Source organism: Kribbella sp. C-35 (assembly GCF_046549195.1).
Lineage (GTDB): Bacteria > Actinomycetota > Actinomycetes > Propionibacteriales > Kribbellaceae > Kribbella.
In genome coordinates this window covers 96,001-109,630 of record NZ_JAJPWG010000004.1, presented here as the reverse complement: position 1 = coordinate 109,630, position 13,630 = coordinate 96,001, and the positions used below count along the sequence as shown (strand labels likewise).

18 protein-coding genes and 1 pseudogene are annotated in these 13,630 nt (G+C 66.6%); 16 read left to right on the top strand and 3 right to left on the bottom strand.

Annotated features, from left to right (window positions below; translation table 11 throughout):
• Position 1 precedes the first annotated feature (1 nt).
• The 3 genes and pseudogenes from ACLJOO_RS26400 to ACLJOO_RS26390 form a co-directional block, all read left to right on the top strand.
• The gene (locus ACLJOO_RS26400) at positions 2-91 is read left to right on the top strand and encodes a hypothetical protein (protein ID WP_410790082.1); all 90 of its coding nucleotides are present in this window, start codon (positions 2-4) and stop codon (positions 89-91) included.
• 483 nt (positions 92-574) lie between these two features.
• A complete protein-coding gene (locus ACLJOO_RS26395) occupies positions 575-715 on the top strand; it encodes a hypothetical protein (protein ID WP_410790081.1) in 141 nt (46 codons plus the stop codon).
• A gap of 378 nt (positions 716-1,093) precedes the next feature.
• A pseudogene (locus ACLJOO_RS26390) lies at positions 1,094-1,288 on the top strand (RHS repeat-associated core domain-containing protein); the annotation flags it as partial.
• Positions 1,289-1,296: 8 nt separating this feature from the next.
• Here the strand turns inward: ACLJOO_RS26390 and ACLJOO_RS26385 are convergent.
• On the bottom strand, positions 1,297-1,527 hold the full coding sequence (locus ACLJOO_RS26385; RefSeq protein WP_410790080.1) for a hypothetical protein: 231 nt from the start codon (positions 1,525-1,527) through the stop codon (positions 1,297-1,299).
• A gap of 89 nt (positions 1,528-1,616) precedes the next feature.
• Here ACLJOO_RS26385 and ACLJOO_RS26380 point away from each other — a divergent pair, with 89 nt between their 5' ends.
• The 3 genes from ACLJOO_RS26380 (at position 1,617) to ACLJOO_RS26370 (ending at position 3,735) form a co-directional block, all read left to right on the top strand.
• On the top strand, positions 1,617-2,456 hold the full coding sequence (locus ACLJOO_RS26380; RefSeq protein WP_410790079.1) for a hypothetical protein: 840 nt from the start codon (positions 1,617-1,619) through the stop codon (positions 2,454-2,456).
• A gap of 183 nt (positions 2,457-2,639) precedes the next feature.
• A complete protein-coding gene (locus ACLJOO_RS26375) occupies positions 2,640-3,110 on the top strand; it encodes a hypothetical protein (protein ID WP_410790078.1) in 471 nt (156 codons plus the stop codon).
• Between the two features lie 58 nt (positions 3,111-3,168).
• Entirely contained in the window at positions 3,169-3,735 is a 567-nt protein-coding gene (locus tag ACLJOO_RS26370) for a hypothetical protein (RefSeq protein WP_410790077.1), read from the top strand.
• Between the two features lie 141 nt (positions 3,736-3,876).
• Here the strand turns inward: ACLJOO_RS26370 and ACLJOO_RS26365 are convergent, their stop codons facing one another.
• A complete protein-coding gene (locus ACLJOO_RS26365; RefSeq protein ID WP_410790076.1) occupies positions 3,877-4,332 on the bottom strand; it encodes a DUF6463 family protein in 456 nt (151 codons plus the stop codon).
• On the bottom strand, positions 4,329-4,946 hold the full coding sequence (locus tag ACLJOO_RS26360; protein WP_410790075.1) for a DUF2867 domain-containing protein: 618 nt from the start codon (positions 4,944-4,946) through the stop codon (positions 4,329-4,331). Before ACLJOO_RS26360 ends, ACLJOO_RS26365 begins: the two co-directional genes overlap by 4 nt.
• Before the next feature lie 75 nt (positions 4,947-5,021).
• Here ACLJOO_RS26360 and ACLJOO_RS26355 point away from each other — a divergent pair, with 75 nt between their 5' ends.
• The 10 genes from ACLJOO_RS26355 to ACLJOO_RS26310 all read left to right on the top strand — a co-directional run bounded on the left by ACLJOO_RS26355 (position 5,022) and on the right by ACLJOO_RS26310 (position 13,550).
• A complete protein-coding gene (locus ACLJOO_RS26355) occupies positions 5,022-5,609 on the top strand; it encodes a TetR/AcrR family transcriptional regulator (protein ID WP_410790074.1) in 588 nt (195 codons plus the stop codon).
• 37 nt (positions 5,610-5,646) lie between these two features.
• On the top strand, positions 5,647-6,240 hold the full coding sequence (locus ACLJOO_RS26350) for a CGNR zinc finger domain-containing protein (protein ID WP_410790073.1): 594 nt from the start codon (positions 5,647-5,649) through the stop codon (positions 6,238-6,240).
• 11 nt (positions 6,241-6,251) lie between these two features.
• Positions 6,252-6,899: an NAD(P)-dependent oxidoreductase gene (locus ACLJOO_RS26345; RefSeq protein WP_410790072.1), complete on the top strand. Its 648-nt coding sequence runs from the start codon at positions 6,252-6,254 to the stop codon at positions 6,897-6,899.
• An 86-nt stretch (positions 6,900-6,985) separates the two neighbouring features.
• Entirely contained in the window at positions 6,986-7,885 is a 900-nt protein-coding gene (locus tag ACLJOO_RS26340) for a LysR family transcriptional regulator (RefSeq protein WP_410790071.1), read from the top strand.
• Positions 7,886-8,003: 118 nt separating this feature from the next.
• Positions 8,004-8,837, top strand: a complete 834-nt coding sequence (locus ACLJOO_RS26335) for an MBL fold metallo-hydrolase (protein ID WP_410790070.1) — start codon at positions 8,004-8,006, stop codon at positions 8,835-8,837.
• Positions 8,834-10,144 (top strand): extracellular solute-binding protein, encoded by a 1,311-nt coding sequence (locus ACLJOO_RS26330; RefSeq protein WP_410790069.1) that lies wholly within the window; start codon positions 8,834-8,836, stop codon positions 10,142-10,144. The genes ACLJOO_RS26335 and ACLJOO_RS26330 overlap by 4 nt, the downstream gene beginning before the upstream one ends.
• Positions 10,141-11,016, top strand: a complete 876-nt coding sequence (locus ACLJOO_RS26325; protein WP_410790068.1) for a carbohydrate ABC transporter permease — start codon at positions 10,141-10,143, stop codon at positions 11,014-11,016. The genes ACLJOO_RS26330 and ACLJOO_RS26325 overlap by 4 nt, the downstream gene beginning before the upstream one ends.
• On the top strand, positions 11,009-11,839 hold the full coding sequence (locus ACLJOO_RS26320; protein WP_410790067.1) for a carbohydrate ABC transporter permease: 831 nt from the start codon (positions 11,009-11,011) through the stop codon (positions 11,837-11,839). Before ACLJOO_RS26325 ends, ACLJOO_RS26320 begins: the two co-directional genes overlap by 8 nt.
• On the top strand, positions 11,836-12,888 hold the full coding sequence (locus ACLJOO_RS26315; protein ID WP_410790066.1) for an ABC transporter ATP-binding protein: 1,053 nt from the start codon (positions 11,836-11,838) through the stop codon (positions 12,886-12,888). Before ACLJOO_RS26320 ends, ACLJOO_RS26315 begins: the two co-directional genes overlap by 4 nt.
• Positions 12,885-13,550 carry an HAD family hydrolase gene (locus ACLJOO_RS26310; RefSeq protein ID WP_410790065.1) on the top strand — a complete coding sequence of 222 codons (666 nt, stop codon included), beginning with the start codon at positions 12,885-12,887 and terminating at the stop codon, positions 13,548-13,550. Before ACLJOO_RS26315 ends, ACLJOO_RS26310 begins: the two co-directional genes overlap by 4 nt.
• Positions 13,551-13,630: the final 80 nt, after the last annotated feature.

Genomic DNA, 13,630 nt, shown 5'->3' with positions numbered 1-13,630 from the left:
GATGCGACTCGTTCCGCGTATCCAGCATGAAGCGGCCGGAGACTTGCAGGACCTATTCCATCCAGGAGGTGTCGGTGGGTTCGCGATATGAGGGCGATGAGTTCGCTCGGAGTACCTTGGGGGATCTGCTCCACAATGCTGAACGATTTGATGATGATCTCACAATCTATGTTGCCTCGGGACAACCGATAGCCGTATCGATACCGGCCACCCTGGTAGACGAGGAAGCTGCTAGTCCCCCAGAAGGAATGACATATTTGCTGGAGATCAGCCTGGTAAGGGATGTGCTTCGCGTGTGGAAGGAATGGCGGGGTGGCCAAGAGCCGACCAGAGAGCAGGCATGCTCCGCCGTGGAATTTTACGCAAGACATGACGCATATCAGCCGCGAGAATGATCGCTCAAGCGGCCGGGCCGGCTGGGCCCGAATGATCCCGGGAGGTATCTCGCTGGCCGGCTGAGCTCCGTAGGAACGGATCCTGTTTAGGTGGTGCGATTCGAGTGCGCTGGGCGATTACTCGCCATTCGATCCAGGTGTCACCCGGCCGCTGCATGAGGTGACGAGTCCTGGGGCGCGTGCAGGAGGCCTATGAAGCCTGCAAGGCCGCCATTCAGGGGCAGGACTACCTCGCCAACTGGCTTCTCTTTCGGCGGGATTTGGCGCAGTTGCTCGCTGACGCGAGCCCAAAGGACTTCAAGATCGTCGAGATGGTTTGATGGCAGGCCTGTCGACGGGGTCTCAAAGGTCGCCGCGCGCTTGAACGGTCGAGGCGCGCCCCCTGGCGCACTGGATCGGCCGCCTCGGTCCGGCCGCGACGTCGTCGGGTGGACTAGCCCTGGGCATTCATGCCGGTTGGCTTTGAGGATGTGTCGTTGAACTGAAAGGTGCTCCTGACCAGCGACGATGTGGATTGTCTAGGACGATGTCGTGCGGGATCGAGGAGCACCTTCGAGGTGAAGGCAATCGGGTTCTACCCGTCTGTTCGGGTTGATGTGGCGGGATCGGGTGTGGTGTCGCGGGCGTTGGCGCCGTGGCCGTAAGCCGTTAGGGCCTACGGCCAACCCGGCAAGACCGGCACAACAGGCGACGACGCGATCATCGATAACAACCCAGCCAAGAACGCCGACATCGTCAACCCCTACCGCTTCAACTCCAGCCGCTACGACGGTGCCACAGGCACGTATGAGATGGGGTTCCGTGAGTACAACCCCGGCCTGAATCGGTTCCTGTCCCGCGACATGTTCGACGGCGCGCCGCAGGACCTCGGACTCGGCACGGACCCGTGGAATGCCAACCGCTACATGTTCGGCGGCGGCAATCCGAGCGGCCGCGTCGAACTCGACGGCCACATGAATGCGATCACCGACGACGACGGCAACGGCGGCATGACCCCCACGCCCCACAACTCCGCCCGTCGTACCCCCGTCACCGAGTCGAGGCCGACCGAGCCGTCGACCGTTGGGAAGGTCTCGCGCTGGTTCGCTCCCGCCCAGTTCGGCAAGAACGTGACCGATGAAGTCGTCGTCAAACCGGTGCAGGAGACCTACGAGGCTTGCAAGGCCGCCGTTCAAATGCGGAACTACCAGGCCAACTGGCAGACCTGCAAGACAGGGAGCAGTGCTGACAGGGCTCGGCTTCACCGACGGAGGCAAGGCCCTCGGAATCGGCGTCAGAACCGCAGAAGGACTCGCCGCCGCCAGAGCCGAGACCGCGACGGCGCGCTTCCTTGCCGCAAGAGCGTTCACGTCTGCTGATCCTCATGTAGCTAATGCGGCGAATGCGATCGAGGCCGCGATGCCGGGCCATGTCGTCGGAGTCAACTCGCAGATCGCGATGTCCAACGGACTGAAGCGGGAGATCGACATCGATCTCGGCAACCTGGTTGTCCAGGTTAAGAGTGGCAGCGCGCGAGGTGTGCCCGGGCACCTTGTCCGTACGGGCATCACGACGGGGAGAACAGCGATCGGTTATGCTCCTGACATTCCAAATGGGGCATGGGAGGCTGCGGCCCGCCAGGGAATTCCGATGGGCGCGATCCCAAGACGAACTGCTGGCGATTATCAGGGAGCTAGGATGAAAGGGGCATTTGTTCTCGCGAATGATCCTGGGCTGTACAGGCAGATCGAGGATGTCCTGGTCCTGGCCGGCGGACGGACGGCGGCCGATCAAACAGTCCAGATCGAAGACAGATCAGGATTCCTGTTCACCGTCTTCGGGACTATTGGACCTGAGTTTGACGCTGATCTGCGAGCTTCTCCGACCGATGTGCGTGGTGACGTGAGCGGCTTGGATCAAGGCAGTGCGACGGCGTGCTGGGTCGAGTGTCGCTCTGAGGCACTGTTCGTCCGTTGGGCTCGTGCGATCGCTTCAGAGCGAGATGACCGGATCTGGGTGCTGGACGGGGATGGTGTGCTGTGGTCGGCCGACGCGCTGGATGCTGGGAGGCTCGTGCTGTGAGCGCCTCAGGCCTGACGACCGTGCCTCCGATAGGTGGGCCGTAATGATCGCTCAGCCGAAGCTTCTCCGGCCCTCCGATCTCGACGGTCTCTCGATCGAGGTCATCCAGGCACTGTGAACGGTACGGACCACGTTGGGCGCGTCCACGGGCAGGATTGGGAAGTTCTACTCTGGGACACTGCCATGAGCAGAGTGCAGGTGCGGACGTTTGTGCGGTCCGGCGAGGAATTCTTGCCTGTGGGCGAGGCGCTGCGCTACGAGGGGGACTGCTACTACGTGGCCGGCGCAGTCAGTCTCATTATCGACGAATCCGAGGTGTTGGGTACCGATCTTTGGGACGATGTGAACTGGTTGTGGCCGTTGGTGGTCCAAGCGCTTGATGAATGCCGTCGTACCGGACTTGGTAGACGAGGGTTTCCCGACCAGCCAATCTCCTTCAAGGCGGAACTCGTCTGGGCCGGCAACGTCCTGGTGACGGTGTCAGACGGTGAGGGCATCAATCGCAGCGCCGTTGCACCGGTGGACGAGCTTTATCAGGTTGTCGCACGCGAAGGTCTTAACTTCTTCAATGAATTGCAACGCCTGTGTCCTGCGAACGAAGACGGTCTCGAGGAACGGGAGCTGCTTGCGTCATGGCTGGCACCAGGTGAGTGATCGCGTTGGTCGGCCGACTTGATGGGTGCCATGATGCGAATTATTCGGATGCCGAGAGATGTTGAGTGAACGGGACACCGTTTACGGTGGCGCGACGGGCGTGAATTGGTGCGATTACTCGCCATTCGATCCAGGTGTCACCCGGCCGCTACATGAGGTGACGAGGCGTGAGGCGCGTGCGGCGTTTGTGCGGTTGATGGACGCGAGGCAGGAGCGAGCGTCCGAGCTGCGTCGGTTGCTGGAGGGTAACGGTGTGGTGTTGACGCCCGACGATGCAGGCTTGCAGGTCGTCAATGACTGGTTCCGCTGCGAGGTGGAGGGCGTTTCGGGGACTGGCCGGCTCCGGAACCTGTGGTATGCCGTGGTCAACGATCTCGCGTTGTTCCTCGGCGACGTGATGATCGAGCGTAGCCCGAACTTGCAGTGGGTCATGTTCGACAAAGGAGCTCGTGACGCCGCGTTTCAGCGGCACGTGATCATGGGGTTCACGGGCGTGGCCAACCCGAAGTACAACGTCGACGTCGATCGCCTCCTCGCGACGTACGGGCATCAGATCGTCGCTGATGAGTCGGTCGAGACTGACGCATTTGTGACTTGGGTAGCTGCCGCAATCGACAAGGCGTGAGCGATGACAGCGCGTGCCGAGCCGAAGACGACGACCTATAACCGCAACCGGCTGATCAGGACGGTCACGGGTGCGACGACGCGTGTGAAAGCGGATTTTCGGTCTGGGTCCGGCGAGGGTCGCTGAAGCTGTGGGCGGGAGTCAGGCCGGGTTGTTCTGGCGGTCGTGGGCTGTCTGCGGCGGGGCTTGTTTTCGGTTGGCGGTGATGATGAGGGCGCCGGAGATGATTCCGGCGAAGTAGGGGGACGGCACGAGGAGGATGCCGGCCAGCAGGCACCAGACCGCTAGTGCCCAGCCGATCCAGGGCGGTAGGGCCACTCCGCGGCCGGCGAGATGCCAGGTCAGGCCGCCGAGGAGGATCAGGGGTACGGCGAAGCTTCCCGGAGCGGCCCAGAAGGTGGCCTGGTTCTGAAGGGACTCCGCCGTCTGATCGGTGCCGATGGCCGTCAGCGCGAGCGGAACGGCGGCCCATACGCCTCGATCTACCCAGCCGGTGATCTGTTCCCGGGCGAAGACAGCCGACAGCAGCAGATGACCCGTCCCCAGCGCGAGCATGATGCCTCCGGCCCAGCGCAGCATGCGCCCACTGGCGTTCATCGCCGGCCTCGTTTACCGCGGTGCAATGCAAGTTCGTTGCGGTCGCGCCAGGCTCGTTCCCATTGCCGGGTCAAGGCCGGGTAGACGACGACGTACCGAAAGGGCGCGATGGCCGCCAGGTAGATCCGCCCGAACCATCCGTTGGGTTTGACGAGGACGGCCATTCGCAGCTCGTGGTCACCGTTGGCGGCCTGCGCCCACCCGAGGTGCATCACGGTGTGCACGGTCCGGTTCGCCAGTTCGCGAGCGGCCTCCGTATCGAGCTCGTAAACCGCCTTCAAGGGCATGTCGTCGCTGTCTCCACCACGAGGAGCATCGCGAAGGTCGCGCGGCAGACGATCGTGGAGCGAGGCAACCCGCGCACCGACAGCCGCTTTCGGGTCGTCCCAGCCGAAGAGTGCGCCGAGTTTCCACCGAAAGGCGAACAAGAACCGCACCGGCCAGGTCTGTCGCGCGAACCCACCGGCCGCCCGCATCGCTGCCAGCATCGTCGGGAAGTCGTCAGGGCCGGCTCCCGGGGTGCGGAACGCCCACACGTCCTCGACCGTGAAGTCGGAGGTGAGCTCATGGACGCGCCACGGCATGCTGGTGTGCGCGGTGTTCGGAAGTCTCACGGATGGGCCCTCCTCGCCGGAGCGATTGTCTATGCTGACCAGCATAGCCTGTTTTTATCAACATAGAGAGGTGACGTGACAACACGACGGGAGCAGACCAGCGGGGAGAGCCGTGAGCTGATCCTCGCCGCGGCGGCGGAACTGTTCGCGAACAAGGGCTACCGCCAGACGACGTTCGCCGATGTGGCCGAGCGGTCCAAGATCAGCCGGGGATCCATTCCGTGGCACTTCGGCAGCAAGGAAGGGCTGCTGCTGGCGGTCCTCGAACGGTCGGTGCAACTCGTCGACGCGAGCCTCGACAACCTGCCCGACCAGGGTGGGGAGGCGGAGCTGGATCACCTGGTCAAGAGTCTCGAAGACCTGTTCGCGCGGCCCACGACCAAACTGTTCGTCACGCTGCTGGTCGAGGCCCTGGAGCCGGACTCGCCCATTCATGACCGCTACGTCGCGATCCACGAGACCCTGCGTGGTCACTGTCGGCGCTGGCTGGACCGGTCCGCGCCGGCCGGCGTGTCTACCGAGGCGCTGGCGGTCGCGATCGTCGGGGCCGCGATCGGCATCCACCAGCAGTGGCTGGTGGCACCCGACCGGGTCGACATCAGGCAGTCCTTGGCCGCATTGCGCGCATTGATCGCTGGGATCGTGTCAGCAACCGGGATCTGACCTTGTATGGGATGACGTAAGCGTATAGGTTTTGGTTATGTCATCGAGTACGGGGCGGTTCGGGCTCGTGTTGGCGCCTGGTGGGTTGCGGCTGGCGCAGGAGTTGGTGAACACGGCGCTCGATGAGCTGCAGGGAACCGAGGATCAGCTTGCCGATCCGGCAGCCGCGAACGGCTGGTTGCGGGATGCGCTGGCTCGTTGGGCGGATGCCACGGGCAAATCGGCGCCGGACCTGCGGCTGAGCGCGGAGGACCTGCCGCCGCTTCGGCGTCTGCGTGAGCAACTGCGACAGGCGACGCGAGCACAGGCAGAGCACCTTCAGCCATCAGCTGCGGCGCCTGCGGAGTTGCTTCCGGTCGACATCCGGCTGCAGTTCGACTCGGACGGGGGTGTCGACTACAGGCCAGTGGAGCGTGGCTGGGAGGGTGTGGCCGCCTTGGTGGCCCTGGAGTTGTTGCTTGCCCATAGCAACGGCACCTTGTCGCGGCTGAAGTCGTGCGCGGGAACGCGTTGCGGCGTCAGCTTCTACGACGAGTCACGCAATCAGGCCCGCGTCTGGCACGACTCCAAGGTGTGCGGCAACGCCCCGAACCTCCGGGCGTCCCGTGCCCGGCGCAAGAACCAACAATGAGGAGAATCCCTATGTCCACAGTCGTCGTCTTCGGCGCGACCGGTTACGCCGGCGGCCAGATCACCGAGGAGCTGCTGAATCGCGGCCACAGCGTGATCGGCGTAGCCCGTGACATCAGCAAACTACCCGAACATCCACAGCTCACGGCGACCGCTGGATCGGCGTACGACGATGCGTTCGTCCGGGATGTGAGCAAGGGCGCCGACATCATCGTGCTCGCGATTCCCTCGATCCCGCCGGGTTCCCCGGAGTTGAAGGACGTCGTACCGACGATGCTCCGGGCCGCAGCCGAAACCGGCGCGCGCCTCGGTGTGGTCGGTGGAACCGGCAGCCTCGCGTCCTCGCCGGGCGGTCCGCTGGTGCTGGACCTGCCGGAGTGGCCGGCCGAGTACCTCCCTGAAGCACAAGCCCACGCGCGTGCACTCGACGTACTGCGGAACACCACCGTGGACGCCGACTGGTTCTATCTGAGCCCGCCGATGCTGTATGGATCGTTCAATCCAGGCACTCGCACCGGCACGTTCCGGATCGGTGACGATGTCCTGCTGCGCGATGAGAACGGCGTCTCCCAGATCTCCGGCCCGGACTACGCGATCGCCTTCACCGACGAACTCGAAACCCCCAAACACCACCGCACCCGCTTCACCGTCGCCTACTGAACCAGCCCTGTCCTTCGGCCTCACCGTCGCAGTCGGCCGCGTGGGCACTTTGACTGTTGTTCACGTGGCTCGGTTTGCGTGGGGTTATGGAGTTGCGGCAACTGGAGGTCTTTCGGGCGATCGCCGAGGAGCTGCACTTCGGCCGGGCGGCGGAGCGGCTGTTCCTGGCGCAGGCGTCGGTGAGTCAGCAGCTGCAGCGGTTGGAGAGTGACGTCGGCGTACGGCTCGTGGACCGCAGCTCGCGGACCGTGCGGCTGACGCCGGCGGGCAAGGTGTTTCTCGCCGAAGCCGAGCGGGTGCTGTCGGCGGCGGACCACGCCGTACGTCGGGCGCGTGAAGCGGCGGCCGGCCGGTACGGCGCCCTGCGGATCGCCACCAACTACCCGGCCAGCCGCCTGCTGCTGCTCCCGTTGCTCGAGGACCTGCGCGCTCAGAACCCAGGCCTGGCGACGATGCTGCGCGAGCTGGGTACCCCGGACCAGCTCCGTGCGCTGCGCCGCGGCGACCTCGACCTCGCGCTCGTCTACGGGCCGGTCGACGTTCCCGGGGTCACCAGCGCACACCTGCTCGACGTCCCGGTCGTCGCGATCGTCCGGCCAGGACACCCGCTGGCCGGGCGCGAGCGGCTGCGGTACGACGAGGTGCTCGAGTTTCCCACGATGACCGGGTACCACGGCGGTGGCACGGTGATCGAGGAGGTTCTCGTGGCCACCGCGGCCCGGTACGGGACCCGCTTGCCACGGACGCCGAGCACCACCGACCCGTCGGGCTACCTGCTCGAGCTGGAGACCAGCGACGCGGTCGGATTCTGCTCGCTGCCGCGCGGGGAGCAGTACCGGGCGAACGGTTTGCACGTGCTCCGGCTCGACCCGGCCGAGCCGAGCCTGGAGATCCACGTGGCCTGGAGCGAGTCCGCCGATGAACCTCTGGTGAACAGCACTGTCGCCCAACTCGTCCGCCTGGCGGAGACCGTGCGTAGAGCCTGAGCACCGATCGTGCGGACCGATCGACCGATCGCGAATCGGTCGTTGATGGTGGTTCGCGATCCGGCCGAGCATGGGCCCGAGCGACGCCGCCCCGGGCGTCGGTGAGCGAGAGCGGTTCATGGACCTTCATCCCCTCGGCATCATGGCCGGCATGCCCGCCGGCGGTCACGCGAGCAGCGGCTACCTCGTACGTGACGGCGGCATCACCCTGCAACTCGACGCCGGCCCCGGTACGGCGCTACGCCTCGGAACCGTGATCGGGGCGGACCTGCCCGACGCCGTCGCCATCACCCACCTGCACTCCGACCACGTCTACGACCTGCTGCCGCTGGGCAAGCTGCTGCTGGGCCGCCGGATCCGCCGTACCGACGAGAGCGCGGACCTCGAACTCGACGAGTCGGTGCCGCGGACGCCGCTGTTCGTTCCCTGCGGAGCCACCAGCGTGCTCGAGTCGCTGGCCGGGCTCTTCCCGGTGACCACCCATCCGTTGCTCGATCGTGCCTTCGACGTCGCCTTCGCGGTCCATGAGTACGAGCCGGGCGAGACAGTTGCCGTCGGCCACCTCTCGGTCCGGTTCGAGCTGCTCCGCCACGCCGCCCCGAACTGCGGCATACGGGTCGAGTCCGGTCCGGCCAACCTGGTCTATACCGGCGACACCGGAGTCACCGACGCCCTCCCGGTCCTTGCCGCAGGCACCGGACTGTTGCTGAGCGAGAGCACACTGCGGGAAACCGACCGCAGCGGCCACGGGCACCTCTGCTCGCGCGATGCGGGCCGCGCCGCGGCTGACGCCGGGGCGGCGGAACTCGTGCTCACCCACTTCTCCTCGACCGATCCACTTGACCTCGAGTGGCACCGCGAACGTGCCGCCGGCGAGTTCGGCGGACCGGTCCGGATCGCCGATCCCGGCCACCGCATCCCCGTCGTACCGACTCGAAAGGTCTCCGCATGAAGCGCCTTCACACCGTCTGTGCCGCAGTACTCGCGGCCGGTTCGCTGCTCGGTCTGGCCGCCTGCTCGCCGGCCGGGCAGTCCGGATCGGCCGATGGCGGGACGGGTCACACGACCATCACCTTCACGTCGTACAACTACGGCACCCAGGGCAAGGCCGGCACCGGCACGCAGGCACTGCTCGACCGCTTCGCGCAGCTTCATCCCGAGATCACGGTGAAGCCGCAGGGCGTGGCGACCGCCGATGTCCTCACCAAGACGAAGGCCGCTGTCGCGGCCGGGGCGGCACCGGACGTGGTGCAGATCGGTTACAGCAAGCTCGCCGAAGCCTTCGAGACCTTGCCCACGCAGTCGCTGAAGTCCCTGGCCGGCAACGACTGGGACTCCTCGGTCAACGGCATCGCGCCGGTCTTCCTCACCACCGGAACCTCCGACGGCGAGGTCCACGCACTGCCGTACACCGTCTCGGTGCCGACCCTGTTCTACAACGCCGATCTGTTCAAGAAGGCGGGCCTGGATCCGAAGGACCCCCCGGCCACGATCGACGAGATCCGCACCAGCGCCAAGGCGATCGTCGCCGCCGGTCATCACGGTGTGTACTTCGGGATCGCCGACCCGAGCAAGTCGGACTACCTCACCCAGTCGGTCGTCAACTCGGCCGGCGGCTCGCTGATCGGCGACGACGGTTCGGCCACGATCGATTCCGACCAGGCCGTCGCGGGACTCCAAGCCCTGCAAGGCCTGACCACCTCAGGCCTCCAGCCCGCCGTAGGCGTGGAGGACGCGCTGAGCGACTTCGCGAAGGGCAACCTCGCCATGTTCGTCGCCAGTACGGCGGTCTCCGGTCAGCTCGAGGCCAAGGCCAAGGGCAAGTTCGAGCTGCGCAGCGCCGGATTCCCGACGTTCGGCGCTTCGGCACCGCGCCCGACCTTCTCTGGTGCCGGCCTGATGGTGCTGAGCAAGGACTCCGCGAAGCAGAAGGCGGCGTGGCAGTTCGTCAAGTTCCTCACCAGCAAGGAGGGATACACGATGATCACCAAGGATCTCGGCTACCTGCCGCTGCGCGCCGACATCGTGGCCGATCCGCAGTACCTGGGCACCTACTTCAAGGGCCACCAGTTGCTGCTTCCGCCGCTGAAACAGCTCGGCACGGTCAGGCCGTACCAGTCGTTCTCCGGACCGAAGGCCAATCAGGCGATCGTGATGCTGCAGGACGACGCGATCGAGCCGATCGTGTTGCGCCGGGCGGACGTGCGATCCACCCTCAGTACGACGGCCGGCCGGATCCGCGACTTGGTCGGTCAGTGAGCGCTCGTACGACGACGCGCAACGGATGGGGCTATCTCCTCCCGCTGCTCGTGGCGCTCGGGGTGTGGATCTACGGGCCCGCGCTGGTCACCCTCGCCCTGAGCTTCGCCGACTGGCGCCTCACCGACGACCCCACCTGGTCGGGACTCGACAACCTCCGGGCCCTGCTCGGCGACGGCGACTTCGTCCGCTCCGCGGTGCAGACCGTGCTCTACGCGCTCGGGTTGCTGCCGTTCGCGACAGTCGTGCCGCTCGGCATCGCGACCATGCTGTGGATGCGTCCCGGGCGCTCCGCGCTGGTCTACCGATCGCTGCTCTTCCTTCCTGTCATGATCGCCCCTGTCTCCGGAGCCGTGGCGTGGCGCTTCCTGCTCAACCCCTTGCAAGGGCTGCTGACCCGGGTGCTGGAGGCGACGGGTCTCCCGCCGGTCGACCTCCTGGGCTCACCGTCGACCGCACTGCTCACGATCGTCGTGATCACGGCCGCCCGCGTGACGGCGTTCAACATGCTCCTGTACGGCGCTGCGCTGTCTGGCCTCGACCGGCGGCTGCTGGAAGCGGCCCGGCTCGAACGCGCGAGCACGTGGGAGACCATGCGCTTCGTGGTCCTGCCCCAGCTGGTCCGGCCGACCGTCGTACTCGCTCTGCTCAGCCTGGTCTTGGCCGGCCAATGGACCTTCACGAACGTCGCGGTGCTCACCCAGGGCGGCCCCGACCACACCACGGACTCCGTGTACTACCGCATCTACACACTCGGCTTCGGCTTCTTCCAGATCGGCCAGGCCTCGGCGGCCGCGATGCTCGTACTGGTCGCGCTCGCCGCCGTCGGCGCGGCCGTGCTGCTGGTCCAGCGAGGAAGCCGGTATGAGTGACCGGCGCCGAACCGCCCTGCTTCAAGCGGCCGGCTGGCACCTCGTACTCGTCGCGTTGTCCCTGGTGACCGTGTTCCCCTTGCTGTGGGCGATCCTGACGTCGTTCAAGCCGGCGAACGAGGTGTTCGACCTCGCTCCGGTCAGTGCCCATCCGACGATCGCCAACTACGCCGACGTCCTGACCCGCTGGCCGGCCGGCGAGCTGATCGGACGCACCGCGGTGATGGCGACCGGCGTCGCCGCCGGGCAACTGGTGATCGCCGTACTCGCGGCCTTCGCTCTCGCCCACGCCCGGCGGCGGGCGCGCTCGGTCGTACTCCTGCTCACGGCGCTCTCGCTCGCGATCCCGCCGCAGGCGCTGATCGTTCCGCAGTTCCTGCTCGCGGCGCGGCTCGGCTGGCTGAACACCGAGGCAGGACTCATCGTTCCGCAGCTCGGTTCATCGGCGCTCGCCGTACTGGTGCTGCTACAGCATGTGGAAGCGCTGCCGCCGTCACTGACCGCTGCCGCGCGGCTCGAGGGCGCCCGCTTGCACGAGGTGCTGTGGCATGTGGTCCTACCCGGCCTGCGGCCGGCGATCGCGGCGCTCGGCGTACTCGTGTTCATCACCACCTGGAACGAGTACCTGTGGCCACTGCTCATCACACCCGACGCGCTGCACACCACCGTGCAGGTCGGGCTCGCCCAGTTCGAGACGGCCGAGGGCATCAACTACGGCGGCCTGCTCGCCGCCGCCACCCTGACGAGCCTGCCCATCGTCGTCGTCTACCTCGCCGCCTCGCGCCGGATCACCGACGCCTTCCTCACCTCAGGACTGCGATGACCACTCTCACGTCCCCGCCCCGGCCCACGCACGCCCCGGCGCGCGTCGAACTTGCCGGTGTGACCCGGTTCTTCGGTGCTGTCGTCGCACTGGCCGGCGTCGACCTCACCATCCCGGCCGGCTCCCTGACCGTGATCGTCGGCCCGTCCGGATGCGGCAAGTCGACCATCCTGCGCACGATCGCGGGTCTGGACACTCCCGACGGCGGCGTACTGCGCATCGGAGCCGACGACGTGACTACGCGCTCGCCCGGCGAGCGTGACGTGGCGATGGTGTTCCAGGACTACGCCCTGTTTCCGCACATGACCGTCGAGGGGAACATCTCGTTCGGGCTCCGCCTCCAGGCCCGGCACGACCGGCGGTCTGGGCCGACGCGTCAGCAGATCCGTACCCGGGTCGGCGAAGTCGCCGCACTGCTCGGGCTCGAAGACCTGCTGGGACGGCGTCCGGCCCAACTCAGCGGTGGTCAGCGCCAGCGGGTGGCGCTCGCCCGGGCCATCGTGCGCCGGCCCTCGCTCCTGCTGCTCGACGAGCCGTTGTCCGCACTCGATCCGCAACTGCGCGCGTCGGCCCGCGCCGAGATCACCCGCCTGCACAGGGAGCTGGGCACCACACTCGTACTCGTCACGCACGACCAGCAGGAAGCACTCTCGACGGCGACCCACCTCGTCGTGATGGAACGCGGCGTCGTGGCCCAGAGCGGGAGCCCGGACGAGCTCTACCGGCGTCCGGCGAGCGAGTTCGTCGCCGCGTTCCTCGGCTCCCCGCCGATGAACCTGCACGACCGGAACGGTCAGCGGATCGGCTGGCGGCCCACCGACGGGCAGTTGGCATCCATGCCGGCCGACGCGTTGCTGATCGAGGGCGTCGTCGAGTCCTGCGAGTACACCGGCGACGGGCAACACGTGCGCTGTGCCGGACCGGACGGCGGATTCATGCTCGTGCAGCGCGACGGCGAACAGTGGCTCGTGCCCGGAGACAGCGCGCACGTCGCGGTTCCCACCGAACGCCTGCACCGCTTCGGCCCCGATGGGATGCGGCTGCCATGACCGACCGAAGGACTGTGGGCGTCGTGTGGTCCGACTTCGGCGGTGTACTGACGCCTCCAGTGCGGGAGGCCGCCGAACAAGTCGCCGCCGCGAGCGGTGTCCCATGGCCCGAACTGGCCGCGGCCGCCGAGCAGGTCGCGGACCGGCTCGGCCTGCACGGACTAGGCCCGCTCGAACTGGGAATTCTGTCCCAGCGCGAGTGGGCCGATCGACTCACCGCGTGCCTGACGACGAGGCCGCGCGTCGACCTACGGCGCTGGGACGAGTTCTGGTACGCCGATCGGCCGGTCAACCAGGCTCTCCTCGACGAACTGCATCGGATCGCCGCTCACGGCGTACCGATCGGTCTCCTCACCAACAGCGTCGCCGAATGGGAACCCCATCGCACCCGCATGCTGGCCGGCCAGGACATCTTCACCGCGACGGTGAAATCCCACCAGATCCGGCTCGCCAAACCGGACCCCGCGATCTTCCGGTACGCCGACACCGTCCTGCCGCCACCGGCAGGACAGCACGCAGTCCTCATCGACGACGACCTCGCCAACTGTCTGGCTGCCGAACACCACGGCTGGCTGACCATCCATCACCTCTCGCCTCCCGACACCGTCGCCCTACTCAGACGAATGCGATTCACGGCAACCGACACCTCCTACTGGCCGTAGGCCTCGCTCTCACATCTGTGATCAGGAGAGACGAAGACCTCGGGAGGCGCGCTCCATCGAACCGATCCGGTCGAGCAACT